At 66.4% G+C, this 14,019-nt stretch carries 14 protein-coding genes; 11 read left to right on the forward strand and 3 right to left on the reverse strand.

The window, feature by feature from the left end; genetic code table 11:
- Positions 1-356: 356 nt before the first annotated feature.
- A complete protein-coding gene (locus tag J8I33_RS22035; RefSeq protein ID WP_050013041.1) occupies positions 357-1,133 on the reverse strand; it encodes an enoyl-CoA hydratase in 777 nt (258 codons plus the stop codon).
- 129 nt (positions 1,134-1,262) lie between these two features.
- On the opposite strand from J8I33_RS22035, the gene paaN reads away from it, so the two are divergent.
- The 5 genes from paaN to paaK all read left to right on the forward strand — a co-directional run bounded on the left by paaN (position 1,263) and on the right by paaK (position 6,887).
- Positions 1,263-2,969, forward strand: a complete 1,707-nt coding sequence (gene paaN, locus J8I33_RS22040) for a phenylacetic acid degradation protein PaaN (RefSeq protein WP_209939078.1) — start codon at positions 1,263-1,265, stop codon at positions 2,967-2,969.
- Positions 2,970-3,056: 87 nt separating this feature from the next.
- Positions 3,057-4,259, forward strand: a complete 1,203-nt coding sequence (pcaF, locus tag J8I33_RS22045; RefSeq protein ID WP_209939079.1) for a 3-oxoadipyl-CoA thiolase — start codon at positions 3,057-3,059, stop codon at positions 4,257-4,259.
- A 45-nt stretch (positions 4,260-4,304) separates the two neighbouring features.
- Positions 4,305-5,096 carry a 2-(1,2-epoxy-1,2-dihydrophenyl)acetyl-CoA isomerase PaaG gene (gene paaG / locus J8I33_RS22050; RefSeq protein WP_050013044.1) on the forward strand — a complete coding sequence of 264 codons (792 nt, stop codon included), beginning with the start codon at positions 4,305-4,307 and terminating at the stop codon, positions 5,094-5,096.
- A 1-nt stretch (position 5,097) separates the two neighbouring features.
- Positions 5,098-5,550 (forward strand): hydroxyphenylacetyl-CoA thioesterase PaaI, encoded by a 453-nt coding sequence (paaI, locus tag J8I33_RS22055; RefSeq protein ID WP_089488134.1) that lies wholly within the window; start codon positions 5,098-5,100, stop codon positions 5,548-5,550.
- A 38-nt stretch (positions 5,551-5,588) separates the two neighbouring features.
- Complete coding sequence (paaK, locus tag J8I33_RS22060) at positions 5,589-6,887, forward strand: phenylacetate--CoA ligase PaaK (protein WP_050013046.1); 1,299 nt, start codon at positions 5,589-5,591, stop codon at positions 6,885-6,887.
- Between the two features lie 285 nt (positions 6,888-7,172).
- Here the strand turns inward: paaK and J8I33_RS22065 are convergent, their stop codons facing one another.
- Complete coding sequence (locus J8I33_RS22065) at positions 7,173-8,297, reverse strand: MltA domain-containing protein (RefSeq protein ID WP_050013047.1); 1,125 nt, start codon at positions 8,295-8,297, stop codon at positions 7,173-7,175.
- Positions 8,298-8,325: 28 nt separating this feature from the next.
- Here J8I33_RS22065 and J8I33_RS34560 point away from each other — a divergent pair, with 28 nt between their 5' ends.
- Positions 8,326-8,469, forward strand: coding sequence for a hypothetical protein (locus J8I33_RS34560; protein ID WP_245172306.1), 144 nt, complete (start codon positions 8,326-8,328; stop codon positions 8,467-8,469).
- Between the two features lie 21 nt (positions 8,470-8,490).
- Here the strand turns inward: J8I33_RS34560 and apaG are convergent, their stop codons facing one another.
- On the reverse strand, positions 8,491-8,865 hold the full coding sequence (gene apaG, locus J8I33_RS22070) for a Co2+/Mg2+ efflux protein ApaG (protein WP_006477037.1): 375 nt from the start codon (positions 8,863-8,865) through the stop codon (positions 8,491-8,493).
- A 177-nt stretch (positions 8,866-9,042) separates the two neighbouring features.
- On the opposite strand from apaG, the gene rpe reads away from it, so the two are divergent.
- The 5 genes from rpe (at position 9,043) to trpD (ending at position 14,007) form a co-directional block, all read left to right on the forward strand.
- Entirely contained in the window at positions 9,043-9,729 is a 687-nt protein-coding gene (rpe, locus tag J8I33_RS22075) for a ribulose-phosphate 3-epimerase (protein WP_059576943.1), read from the forward strand.
- Between the two features lie 4 nt (positions 9,730-9,733).
- Positions 9,734-10,498: a phosphoglycolate phosphatase gene (locus J8I33_RS22080; RefSeq protein ID WP_050013048.1), complete on the forward strand. Its 765-nt coding sequence runs from the start codon at positions 9,734-9,736 to the stop codon at positions 10,496-10,498.
- A gap of 357 nt (positions 10,499-10,855) precedes the next feature.
- Positions 10,856-12,349, forward strand: coding sequence for an anthranilate synthase component I (gene trpE, locus J8I33_RS22085; RefSeq protein ID WP_050013049.1), 1,494 nt, complete (start codon positions 10,856-10,858; stop codon positions 12,347-12,349).
- Positions 12,350-12,362: 13 nt separating this feature from the next.
- The gene (locus tag J8I33_RS22090; protein WP_209939080.1) at positions 12,363-12,962 is read left to right on the forward strand and encodes an aminodeoxychorismate/anthranilate synthase component II; all 600 of its coding nucleotides are present in this window, start codon (positions 12,363-12,365) and stop codon (positions 12,960-12,962) included.
- 13 nt (positions 12,963-12,975) lie between these two features.
- Positions 12,976-14,007, forward strand: a complete 1,032-nt coding sequence (gene trpD / locus J8I33_RS22095; RefSeq protein WP_050013172.1) for an anthranilate phosphoribosyltransferase — start codon at positions 12,976-12,978, stop codon at positions 14,005-14,007.
- The last annotated feature ends 12 nt before the right edge of the window (positions 14,008-14,019 follow it).

Consider the following 14,019-nt stretch of genomic DNA (forward strand, 5'->3'; position numbering starts at 1 on the left):
CAGCGCTGCGTTTTCAGCAGCAGAGAAGCGAGATTATGAACCGTGTTTCGCAGTTCGTCAACAACTTTCTGAACGACATCGTTGCGACTGCGGGACTCAACTTCCTGTACCGCCAAGGCTCGCTACGACCGAATCCCAACAGCACCGCTTCCCTTCCTCCCGCGCCGCGTTTCCGTTAGCGCGAAAGAGGCGTGATTCTATGCATCCGCCCCCATCCGCGCAAGCCCTTTGTGAAGAAAGTTTGAAAAAGCCTCCGGGCGCTGGCGCGCACGGAGGCTTTGAAGCACCCGGGCGAGGCAATCGCGCCGACGACGGATATAGGTCAGCCACCGGATACCTATCGCGGCGCCGGCCGATCAGCGGTGTTTGAACACAGGCTTCCGCTTCTCGACGAACGCCGCCATCCCTTCCTTCTGGTCTTCGGTTGCGAACAACGAATGGAACAACCGTCGCTCGAAGTGGACGCCTTCAGCCAGCGTCGTCTCGTACGCGCGGTTCACCGACTCCTTGACCATCATGACCGCCGGCAGCGAAAACTCGGCGATCGTCGTCGCCGCGGCAATCGCCTCGTCGAGCAGCTTGTCGGCTGGCAGCACGCGCGATACGAGCCCGGCACGCTCGGCCTCGGCGGCGTCCATGAAGCGCGCGGTCAGGCACATGTCCATGGCCTTCGCCTTCGATACCGCGCGCGGCAGACGCTGCGTGCCGCCCGCACCCGGCATGACGCCCAGCTTGATTTCCGGCTGGCCGAACTTGGCCGTATCCGCCGCGAAGATGATGTCGCACATCATCGCGAGTTCGCAACCACCGCCCAGCGCAAAGCCCGACACCGCAGCAATGATCGGTTTGCGGATCTCGCGGACCGTCTCCCAGTTGCGCGTGATGTAGTCGCCCCGATAAGCATCCATATAGGAATAGGCCGCCATCATGCCGATGTCCGCGCCGGCCGCGAACGCCTTCTCGCTGCCAGTCACGACGATGGCGCCGATATCGTCGTCCGCGTCGAACGCCTTCAGCGCAGCGCCCAGTTCATCCATCAACGCATCGTTCAGCGCATTCAGCGCCTTCGGACGGTTCAGCGTCACCAGACCGACACGCCCCCGGGTCTCCACCAGGATGTTCTCGTAAGCCATCTATTTCTCCTCGATCAATGAAATGAGAAACGCCTCGCACATGCGAATAGTTTGATGCTACCATTCTCCGACCAACCGGTCGGTTAATTAATCGATCCTATCCCTCTCAACGTTCATCAGGCTGTCGCCATGACCCATGCCCTGTTCACGAAGCACGAAGACACGCTGCAACACGCACTCGCCGCCATCGAGAGCCGCGGGTACTGGAGCCCGTTCGCCGAAATGCCGAGCCCCAAAGTGTACGGGGAAAGCGCAAGCGCGGACGGCGAGGCCGCGTTCAAGTCGCACCTCGACAAGACCTTCGTGCTCGACCAGCCGGCGTCCGATGACACGGTCGGCGCCGAGCGCTCACCGTACGGCATCGCGCTGGGCATCCGGTATCCGAAATCTACGCCGGACGCTCTGATCGCTGCCGCTGGCGCCGCGCAACGTACGTGGCGCGAAGCCGGCCCGAGCGCGTGGATCGGCGTCAGCCTCGAAATCCTTGCCCGCCTGAACCGTGCAAGCTTCGAAATCGCCTACAGCGTGATGCACACCACCGGGCAAGCGTTCATGATGGCGTTCCAGGCCGGCGGCCCGCACGCACAGGACCGCGCCCTCGAGGCGGTCGCCTATGCGTGGGACGAACTGCGCCGCATCCCGGCCGATGCGCACTGGGAAAAACCGCAAGGCAAGAACCCGCCGCTCGCGATGCACAAGCGCTATACGATCGTGCCGCGCGGCACGGGCGTCGTGCTCGGCTGCTGCACGTTCCCCACCTGGAACGGCTACCCGGGCCTGTTCGCCGATCTGGCAACCGGGAATACCGTGATCGTCAAGCCGCACCCGGGCGCGATCCTGCCGCTCGCGATCACGGTGCGGATCGCCCGCGACGTGCTGCGCGAAGCCGGGTTCGATCCGAACGTGGTCACCCTCCTCGCGACCGAACCCAACGACGGCGCCCTCGTCCAGGATCTCGCGCTGCGCCCCGAGATCAAGCTGATCGACTTCACCGGCAGCACGCAAAACGGCACGTGGCTCGAACACCATGCCCACCAGGCGCAGGTGTACACCGAGAAAGCCGGCGTCAACCAGATCGTGATCGACTCGACCGACGACCTGAAGGCCGCCGCCAAGAACATCGCGTTCTCGCTGGCGCTGTACTCGGGCCAGATGTGCACCGCGCCGCAGAACATCTACGTGCCGCGCGACGGTATCCGGACGGCCGACGGCCATGCGAGCTTCGACGAAGTCGCGCAAGCGATCGCGGTTGCCGTGCAAAAGCTCACCGGCGACCCGGCACGCTCGGTCGAATTGATCGGCGCGATCCAGAACGACGGCGTGACCGCGCGCATCGACGACGCGCGCAAGCTCGGCCGCGTGCTCGCGGACAGCATGACGCTCCAGCATCCCACCTTCCCCGACGCGCGCGTGCGCACGCCGCTCGTACTGCAACTCGACGTGGCCGATCGCGAGAAATTCACGCAGGAGTGGTTCGGCCCGATTTCGTTCGTGATCGCAACCGACTCGACCGCGCAGTCGCTCGATCTGGCCGGTGAAATCGCCGCCGAGCATGGCGCGCTCACCCTCTCCGTCTACAGCACCGACGACGCAATCATCGACACCGCGCATGACGCGGCGGTGCGTGGCGGGGTCGCGCTGTCGATCAACCTGACGAGCGGCGTATTCGTCAATCAGTCGGCCGCGTTCTCCGACTTCCACGGCACAGGCGCGAACCCGGCGGCCAACGCCGCGCTGGCCGATCCGGCATTCGTCGCCAACCGCTTCCGCGTGGTCCAAAGTCGCGTCCATGTTGCCCCGAAGGCGGCACCTGCGGAAGCTGGCCAGACGGCATAACCCGATTGGCCGACGTGCAAACGCCGCCATGTTCTCTACCATGAACGAATCCGCCACCCGGCGGGTTCGTCACTCACCGATACGCTCATGACAGACGCCTACATCTGCGACGCGATTCGCACTCCCATCGGCCGCTACGGCGGCGCCTTGAAAGATGTCCGCGCCGACGACCTCGGCGCGGTGCCGCTCAAGGCGCTGATCGAGCGCAATCGCGACGTCGACTGGGCGGCGATCGACGACGTGATCTACGGCTGCGCGAACCAGGCCGGCGAGGACAACCGCAACGTCGCGCGCATGTCGGCGCTGCTGGCGGGCCTGCCCACCGCCGTGCCGGGCACGACGCTGAACCGGCTGTGCGGCTCCGGGATGGACGCGGTCGGCACGGCCGCGCGCGCGATCAAGGCAGGTGAAGCGCGCCTGATGATCGCAGGCGGCGTCGAGAGCATGACGCGCGCGCCGTTCGTGATGGGCAAGGCGGCGAGCGCGTTCGCGCGCCAGGCCGACATCTTCGATACGACGATCGGCTGGCGCTTCGTCAATCCGTTGATGAAACAACTGCACGGTGTCGATTCGATGCCGGAAACCGCCGAGAATGTCGCGGTCGACTACCACATCAGTCGCGCGGATCAGGACCTGTTCGCGCTGCGCAGCCAGCAAAAGGCCGCTCGGGCGCAGCAAGACGGCACGCTCGCTGAAGAAATCGTCGCGGTCACGATTGCGCAGAAGAAAGGCGACGCCATCGTCGTGTCGCGCGACGAGCATCCGCGCGAGACGTCGCTCGAGGCGCTCGCGAAGCTGAAGGGTGTCGTGCGCCCGGACGGCTCCGTGACGGCCGGCAACGCGTCGGGCGTCAACGACGGCGCCTGCGCGCTGCTGCTCGCCAATGCGCAAGCAGCCGACCAGCATGGCCTGCGCCGCCGCGCGTGCGTCATCGGCATGGCGACCGCCGGCGTCGAGCCACGCGTGATGGGCATCGGCCCCGCGCCGGCCACGCAGAAACTGTTGCGCCAGCTCGGCATGACGATCGACCAGTTCGACGTGATCGAACTGAACGAGGCGTTCGCGTCGCAAGGTCTCGCGGTGCTGCGCATGCTCGGCGTCGCCGACGACGATTCGCGCGTGAACCCGAACGGCGGTGCGATCGCGCTTGGCCACCCGCTCGGCGCATCGGGCGCGCGGCTCGTCACCACGGCGCTCCATCAACTCGAGCGTACCGGCGGCCGCTTCGCGCTCTGTACGATGTGTATCGGCGTCGGTCAGGGCATCGCGCTCGCGATCGAACGCGTGTAACCGCCGCGCCGCGCGCCTATAACGAAGTCATGACGGAGATACTGCATGTCCTATCAGGCGATCCAGTTGGATATCGATCAGGCCGCGCGCGTGGCCACGATCACGCTCAACCGCCCCGACAAGCTGAACAGCTTCACGCGGGCGATGCATCGCGAACTGCAGTCGGCGCTCGATGAAGTCGAGGCGGCCGGTGCACGCGCGCTGATTCTGACGGGTGCGGGGCGCGGCTTTTGCGCGGGCCAGGATCTGGCCGACCTCGACTTCACACCGGGCGCGTCCACCGACCTCGGCACGCTGATCGACGAGCATTTCAATCCGCTGATCCGCCGCCTGCAGCGTCTGCCGATTCCGGTAATCGCCGCCGTCAACGGCACGGCGGCCGGCGCCGGCGCGAATCTCGCACTCGCGTGCGATCTCGTGTTCGCCGCCCGCTCGAGCAGTTTCATCCAGGCCTTCGTAAAGATCGGGCTCGTACCCGATTCGGGCGGCACGTGGTTCCTGCCGCAACGCATCGGTATGGCGCGCGCGCTGGGGCTCGCGCTGACCGGCGACAAGCTCGGCGCCGAACAGGCCGAACAGTGGGGCCTGATCTGGCGCGCGGTCGACGACGACGCGCTCGTCGCGACGGCCCGCCAACTCGCCGCCCAGCTCGCGCAGCAGCCGACGCTCGCGATCGCATCGATCAAGCAGTCGATGCGGGACAGCGTCACGAACACGCTCGATCAGCAACTCGACGTGGAACGTGACCTGCAGCGCAAGCTCGGTCAGTCGCACGACTATGCGGAAGGTGTGCAGGCCTTCATCGAGAAGCGCGCACCGCGCTTCGAAGGGCATTGACATGACGAACGCCACCGCCACGCTCGATCCCGATTCGCTCGCCCGCGCCACCGCTCAGGCCATGTACGACGCCGATGCCTGCAGCCGCGCGTTCGGCATGGAGATCGCCGAAGTCCGCGCTGGCTACGCCCGCCTGCAGATGCGCGTGCGACCCGAATTCCTGAACGGGCACCAGACCTGTCACGGCGGGATCATCTTCACGCTCGCCGATTCGACGTTCGCGTTCGCGTGCAACTCGTACAACGTGAATGCGGTCGCGGCCGGCTGCTCGATCGAATTCCTGCGCCCCGTGCACGGCGACGACATGCTGACGGCCGAGGCGATCGAACAGGCGCGTGCCGGCCGCCACGGCATCTACGACATCCGCGTCACGAACCAGACAGGCGACACCGTCGCGATGTTTCGCGGCAAATCCGCCCAGATCAAGGGCACGGTCATCCCGGAAGACCGCTGACGTCGACGGCGCGCCCATAACAAACACTGGAGACATGCATGACTACCCCGCTACCGCTCGAGCCGATCGAGACCGCCTCACGCGACGAGCTGACCGCGCTGCAGCTCGAACGCCTCAAATGGTCGCTCCGGCACGCGTATGACCACTCGCCCGTCTATCGCCGCAAGTTCGACGAAGCGGGCGTGCATCCGGACGACCTGAAGACGCTCGCCGACCTGTCGCGCTTCCCGTTCACGACCAAGGGCGACCTGCGCGACAGCTATCCGTTCGGGATGTTCGCGGTGCCGCAGGACCAGATCTCGCGCATCCATGCGTCGTCGGGTACGACCGGCAAGCCGACGGTTGTCGGCTATACGGCCGCCGACATCGACACGTGGGCGAATCTCGTCGCGCGCTCGATCCGCGCGGCCGGTGCGCGCCGCGGCGACAAGGTGCACGTCAGCTACGGCTATGGCCTCTTCACGGGCGGGCTTGGCGCACATTACGGTGCCGAACGCGCGGGCCTCACCGTGATCCCGTTCGGCGGCGGGCAGACCGAAAAGCAGGTGCAGCTGATCCAGGACTTCCGGCCCGACATCATCATGGTCACGCCAAGCTACATGCTGTCGATCGCCGACGAGATCGAGCGCCAGGGCCTCGATCCCGTGCAGAGTTCGCTGCGCATCGGCATCTTCGGCGCGGAGCCGTGGACCAACGACATGCGCGTCGCCATCGAACAGCGGATGGGGATCGACGCGGTCGACATCTACGGGCTGTCCGAAGTGATGGGCCCGGGCGTCGCGTCCGAATGCGTGGAGACCAAGGACGGCCCGACCATCTGGGAAGACCATTTCTATCCGGAAATCATCGACCCCGAAACCGGCGAAGTGCTGCCGGACGGCGAACTCGGCGAGCTCGTGTTCACGTCGCTGACGAAGGAAGCGCTGCCGATCGTCCGCTACCGCACCCGTGACCTCACGCGCCTGTTGCCAGGCACCGCCCGGACGATGCGCCGGATGGAGAAGATCACCGGCCGGTCGGACGACATGATGATCGTGCGCGGCGTCAACGTGTTCCCGACGCAAATCGAGGAGCAGTTGCTCAAGCAGCGCGCGCTCGCGCCGCACTATCAGATCGTGCTGACGAAGGAAGGCCCGCTCGACGTGTTGACGCTCAACGTCGAGCCCTGTCCGGAGACCGCGCCCGATACCGCGGCGATCCAGGCGGCAAAACAGGCGCTCGCGTACGACATCAAGTCGCTGATCGGCGTGACGGCCATGATCAACGTGCTGCCCGTGAACGGCATCGAGCGCTCGGTCGGCAAGGCGCGCCGCGTCATCGACAAACGCAAGGGCTGAGGTCACCCCGCCGCGCAGGCGACCGGCGCGAACGTCGCGTACTCGCCGCACGCACGCCGCGCAACGGCGAAGCCGTGCCTGCAAACGAAACAGCCCGGTCGGCCAATGCCGATCGGGCTGTTTTACGCCAAAGCGTCGTTCGACGTGACACGCACGGCATCACGCGAACCGAAATCACATGGGCACACCGGCGATCAAACCGGCATGCGCGTCACGCATGAGACGCGCCACGAATGCCGAATCTTGTGCACGGGCCACCCTCCGGGCAACCCGCGCCGCGCCCAATCACGAATTCGGGAACAACAGCCACATCCGGCCGACCTGCTTCATCCGGCCAGCCTGGTCGCCCGCGTCGTCGCCGAGCCCCCAGAAATAGTCCGCCCGCACGCCGCCCTTGATCGCCGAGCCCGTATCCTGCGCGAACACGAGCCGGTTCATCGGCGTATTCGTCAGCGGACGCGTGGTCTGCAGGAACACCGGCGTGCCGAGCGGGATCGACGACGGATCGACCGCGATCGAGCGCTCCGGCGTCAGCGGCACGCCGAGCGCGCCGATCGGACCGTCGGCGCCGCCGTGCGGCGCATCCTCCTTGGTCGGCATGTCGCGGAAGAACACGAAGCGCGGATTCGTGTCGAGCAGCGCGTCGACGCGCGTCGGGTTCGCCTTCGCCCAGGCCTTGATGCCCTGCATCGTCGCCTGCGCGGGCGTCAGCTCGCCGCGATCGAGCAGCCACTTGCCGATCGAACGGTACGGCTGGTTGTTGGTGCCGCCGAAGCCGACCCGCATCACCGAACCGTCGTCGAGCAGCACGCGCCCCGAGCCCTGCACCTGCAGGAAGAATGCCTCGATCGGATCGTCGACCCACACGAGCTCGTTGCCGTTCAGGATGCCAGCGCGCTCGAGCTGCGCGCGTGCCGGCAGCGCGGCGCCCGCGCGATAGCCGGCCGGCCAGCGATAGAGCGCGTACTGATACGGACCGCGGCGTACGCGCGAACCGTGCAGCAGCGGCTCGTAATAGCCGGTCACGAGCCCGTCGAGCGTACCGTCGGTGTTCGCGAACTGGAACGGCGTGAAATACGTTTCGAAGAAACTGCGGGCGCTGCTGACGTCGAGCTCGTCGAGCCGGTCGGCGGCCGCGCAAGCGCGCGCCCAGGCCGGCTGGCGCGCGAGCCGCGCGCAGTTCTGCCGCAGCGCGGCCGTCGCGCCGATCAGCGAATCGTCCTGCCAGCCCGGCACCTGCTGCCACGCGACCGGCGTGAGCCGCTTCGCGGCGACCTGCCCCGGCACGACCGCCGCACCGGTCGGCGGCTTCAGCGCGGAGGTCCGCGTCGGCGCGCCGCCGCACGCGGCGAGCAGCGCCGCCGCAGCAGCCGCAGCCATCCACCCGGCCAGCCGGGGCCCAAACCACATACAATGTCCGTTCTTGATGGAAACCGCCATGTCAGATTTTCTCGACCAATATCCGATGCTCATCTTCGCGCTCGAAGCCTTCGTCGCGCTTGCCCTGCTGATCTTCATCGTCGTGTGGACGTCGTCGGGCAGAAAGAAGCAGGCCCGCCGCGACGACAGCCAGCCGCGCTGACGCACACTGCACACCGCACGCTCAATGCAGCGTGCGCGGCATGTGCAGCGCGAACTCGTCGACCGGCGCCTCGAAACGCTCGCCGTCCTCCGCCACGCAGAAGTACGCGCCGCGCATCGTGCCGACCGGCGTCGCGATCACGGCCCAGCTCGTGTATTCGAAATGCTCGCCCGGCTGCAGCAGCGGCTGGTGCCCGACGACGCCGAGCCCCTTCACTTCCTGCACGTGGCTCTCGCTGTCCGTGATGATCCAGTGACGCGCGATCAGCTGCGCCGCGACCTGCCCGGTATTGCGGATCGTCAGCGTGTACGCGAATGCGTATTGACGGTGATCGGGGTCGGATTGTTCCGGCAAGTAGCTGGTTTTCACCGAAACGGTGAACTGATACTGACTCATGGTGTGTCCGCTGTAGGTAACCGCGCGCGCCGACTCGAGCGGCCGGGCCGCGGGCGCGCCGCATTGGTTCGGCATTCTATGCGCATTCGGGCCGCCACCGCACGGCCTGCCGCCGCGCAGCGGGTCGCCGGACGGTAGAATGACGGTTTTGCGCCGCAACGTCCCCGCTCCCCTGTCATGACTCAATTCCGCATCGCTCCCAGCATCCTGTCGGCCGACTTTGCACGGCTCGGCGAAGAAGTCCGCAACGTGGTCGCCGCCGGCGCCGACTGGATTCACTTCGACGTGATGGACAATCATTATGTGCCGAACCTGACGATCGGCCCGCTCGTCTGCGAGGCGATCCGCCCGCACGTGCAGGTGCCGATCGACGTGCACCTGATGGTGCGCCCGGTCGACCGGATCGTGCCCGATTTCGCGAAGGCCGGCGCGAACCTGATCAGCTTCCACCCGGAAGGCTCCGACCACATCGACCGCACGCTGTCGCTGATCCGCGACCATGGCTGCAAGGCCGGCCTCGTGTTCAATCCGGCCACGCCGCTGAACTACCTCGACCACGTGATGGATCGCCTCGACTTCGTGCTGCTGATGTCGGTCAACCCCGGCTTCGGCGGCCAGTCGTTCATCCCGGAAACGCTGAACAAGCTGCGCGAGGCGCGCGCCCGCCTCGACGCGTACACCGAACGCACGGGCCGCGAGATCCTGCTCGAAGTCGACGGCGGCGTGAAGGCCGACAATATCGCGGAAATCGCGGCGGCCGGCGCGGACACGTTCGTCGCGGGTTCCGCGATCTTCGGCAAGCCCGACTATCGCAAGGTGATCGACGAGATGCGCGCGGCGCTCGCGACCGTCGAGCGGAGCTGACGCCGTGGCCGACTCGTCGTTCGCCGGCCACGCGCCGGCCGGAGCCGCCGCGGACGCTGCGCCGATCCGCTTCGCCGCGCCGCGCATCGATGCGGCGCTGATCGACCTCGACGGCACGATGGTCGACACGGCCGACGATTTCACGGCCGGCCTGAACGGGATGCTCGCGCAGCTCGGCGCGCCGGCCACGTCGCGCGACGAAGTGATCGGCTATGTCGGCAAAGGCTCCGAACACCTGATCCACAGCGTGCTGAAGCCGCGCTTCCCGGCCGACGAAGCGCACGCGCGCTTCGACGACGCACTGGCGATCTACCAGACCGAATACGCGAAGATCAACGGTCGCCACACGCGTCTCTATCCGGACGTGGCGGCCGGCCTCGACGCATTGCGCGCGGCCGGCATCCGGCTCGCGTGCGTGACCAATAAGCCGCACCGCTTCGCAGTCGAGCTGCTCGAGCAATACAGGCTGGCCGGCTGCTTCGGCATCGTGCTGGGCGGCGACAGCGTCGCACGCAAGAAGCCCGATCCGCTGCCGATGCTGACGGCCTGCGACGCGCTCGGCGTCGCGCCGGACGCCGCGGTCGCGATCGGCGACTCGGAAAACGACGCGCTGGCGGGCCGCGCGGCCGGGATGGCGACACTGACGGTGCCGTACGGCTACAACCACGGCAAAGCTATACAAACGATAAATTCGGATGGTATAGTCGATTCGTTGCTGGTCGCGGCTCGCGCAATTTCCGCGCACAACGCCGGCCGGCCAACCGTCTGATTATTTCTTCCATCCGCATGTTTCTGAATAAAAAACGGAGTCTGAGCAGCATCGACCGGGGAGCCTGGCCCTGGCGTCGCTGGTCGCGCTGACCTCTTCGATGAGGTACGCTGAAGCACGTCTTCAGCGCCGTTTTTTATCTCGCTGCGCATCCGCGCGCCGATCGTCGCACCACCTCGAGTTCCACCGTGTCCGAACGCTTGAGTTCAGGATCGGCCGCAGGCTCGCGACGTTCACGCCCGGAGTGCCGGCCGGCAACAGGCACTTCTCGATCGACCGCCCTTTCGCCGACGGCCACCCGCGCAGCGTCAAATGATCCCTGGCGCACGCGCCGCTCGTCCCGAACAGGACCGGAACATGACCGAACTCGAATTCCAATCGCTCGCGAACGAAGGCTACAACCGCATCCCGCTGATCGCGGAAGCCCTCGCCGATCTCGAAACGCCGCTGTCCCTCTACCTGAAGCTGGCCCAGCCCGAACGCGCGGGCGCCAACTCGTTCCTGCTCGAATCGGTAGTCGGCGGCGAACGTTTCGGCCGCTATTCGTTCATCGGCCTGCCCGCCCGCACGCTCGTGCGCACCCGCAACGGCGTGTCGGAAGTGGTGCGCGACGGCCAGGTCGTCGAGACGCACGACGGCGACCCATTCCAGTTCATCGAATCGTTCCAGGCGCGCTTCAAGGTCGCGCAGCGGCCGGGCCTGCCGCGGTTCTGCGGCGGCCTCGCCGGCTACTTCGGCTACGACGCGGTGCGCTACATCGAGAAGAAGCTCGCGAACACCGCGCCGCGCGACGATCTCGGCCTGCCCGACATCCAGTTGCTGCTGACCGAGGAAGTCGCGGTGATCGACAACCTCGCCGGCAAGCTCTACCTGATCATCTACGCGGACCCGGGCCAACCCGAAGCGTATGCGAAGGCGAAACACCGCCTGCGCGAACTGAAGCAGCGCCTGCGCACGACCGTGCAGCCGCCCGTCACGTCGGCGAGCGTGCGCACCGAGACGTTCCGCGAATTCAAGAAGGACGACTATCTGGCCGCCGTGCGCCAGGCGAAGGAATACATCGCGGCCGGCGAGCTGATGCAGATCCAGGTCGGCCAGCGACTCACGAAGCCGTACCGCGACAATCCGCTGTCGCTGTATCGCGCGCTGCGTTCGCTGAATCCGTCGCCGTACATGTATTACTACAACTTCGGCGATTTCCACGTGGTCGGCGCATCGCCGGAAATCCTGGTGCGCCAGGAAAAGCGCGGCGACGACCAGATCGTCACGATCCGGCCGCTCGCCGGCACGCGCCCGCGCGGCAACACGCCCGAGCGCGACGCGGAACTCGCGACCGAGCTGCTGAACGATCCGAAGGAAATCGCCGAGCACGTGATGCTGATCGATCTCGCGCGCAACGACGTCGGCCGCATCGCGGAGATCGGTTCGGTGCAGGTGACCGACAAGATGGTGATCGAGAAGTACTCGCACGTGCAGCACATCGTCAGCTCGGTCGAAGGCAAGCTGAAGCCCGGCATGACGAACTACGACGTGCTGCGCGCGACGTTCCCGGCCGGCACGCTGTCCGGCGCGCCGAAGGTGCGCGCGATGGAACTGATCGACGAGCTCGAGCCGGTCAAGCGCGGGCTGTACGGCGGTGCGGTCGGCTACCTGTCGTTCTCCGGCGAGATGGATCTCGCGATCGCGATCCGCACGGGCCTGATCCACAACGGCAACCTGTACGTGCAAGCGGCGGCCGGCGTCGTCGCGGACTCGGTGCCCGAATCCGAATGGCAAGAGACCGAGAACAAGGCGCGCGCGGTGCTGCGTGCGGCCGAACAGGTCCAGGACGGCCTCGATAGCGACTTCTGACCGGAGACTGACCATGCTGCTCATGATCGACAACTACGACTCGTTTACCTACAACCTGGTCCAGTACTTCGGCGAACTCGGCGAGGACGTGCGCACCTACCGCAACGACGAAATCACGCTCGACGACATCGCGCGCCTGAACCCCGACACGATCTGCCTGTCGCCCGGCCCGAGCAATCCGCAGCACGCGGGCATCACGCTCGACGTGCTGCGCGAATTCGCGGGCCGGAAGCCGATCCTCGGCGTCTGCCTCGGCCACCAGGCGATCGGCGAAGCGTTCGGCGGCCGCGTCGTGCGCGCGCAGACCATCATGCACGGCAAGGTGAGCCGGATCGAAACCGACTGCCGCGGCGTGTTCGCCGATCTGCCGAAGCATTTCGACGTGACGCGCTATCACTCGCTCGCGATCGAGCGCGAATCGCTGCCGGACTGCCTCGAAGTGTCCGCGTGGACCGACGACGGCGAGATCATGGGCGTGCGCCACAAGACGCTGCCGGTCGAAGGCGTGCAGTTCCACCCGGAATCGATCCTGTCCGAGCATGGCCATGCGCTGCTCGAGAATTTCCTTAAGCAAAACCGCGCAGCGGCCCATGCCGCCGCACCGGCTGCCTGACGGGAGACGCACGATGACGATTACCCCGCAGGAAGCGCTGCAACGCACGATCGAGCACCGCGAGATCTTCCACGACGAAATGCTGCATCTGATGCGGCTGATCATGCGCGGCGACCTGTCGCCGGTGATGGCGGCCGCGATCATCACCGGGCTGCGCGTGAAGAAGGAGACGATCGGCGAGATCGCCGCCGCCGCGACCGTGATGCGCGAATTCGCGAACCACGTCGAAGTGCAGGACAACTCGAATTTCGTCGACATCGTCGGCACCGGCGGCGACGGCTCGCACACGTTCAACATCTCGACCGCGTCGATGTTCGTCACGGCGGCCGCGGGCGCGAAGGTCGCGAAGCACGGCAACCGCGGCGTATCGAGCAAGTCCGGCAGCGCCGACGTGCTCGAGGCGCTCGGCGTGAACATCGACCTGCAGTCGGACCAGGTCGCCGCATCGATCGCCGAAACCGGCATGGGCTTCATGTTCGCGCCGAACCATCATCCGGCGATGAAGAACATCGCGGCCGTGCGCCGCGAGCTCGGCGTGCGCACGATCTTCAACATCCTCGGCCCGCTGACCAATCCGGCCGGCGCGCCGAACCAGCTGATGGGCGTGTTCCACGCCGACCTCGTCGGCATCCAGGTGCGCGTGATGCAGCGTCTCGGCGCGCAGCACGTGCTCGTCGTGTACGGCAAGGACGGCATGGATGAGGTATCGCTCGGCGCCGCGACGCTCGTCGGCGAATTGCGCGACGGCAAGGTGCACGAATACGAGATCCATCCGGAGGACTTCGGCCTGCAGATGGTGTCGAATCGCACGCTGAAGGTGGAAAATGCGGACGAATCGCGCACGATGCTGCTCGGCGCGCTGGACAACCAGCCGGGCGTCGCACGCGAGATCGTCACGCTGAACGCGGGCACCGCGCTCTACGCGGCCAATATCGCCGAGTCGATCGCGGACGGCATCCAGCTCGCCCGCGAAGCGATCGCGAGCGGCAAAGCCCGCGCGAAGGTCGACGAACTCGTGCGCTTCACGCAGCAGTTCAAGCGCTGACCCTCTTACGAA

The organism is Burkholderia sp. AcTa6-5, assembly GCF_017815075.1.
GTDB lineage: Bacteria > Pseudomonadota > Gammaproteobacteria > Burkholderiales > Burkholderiaceae > Burkholderia > Burkholderia sola.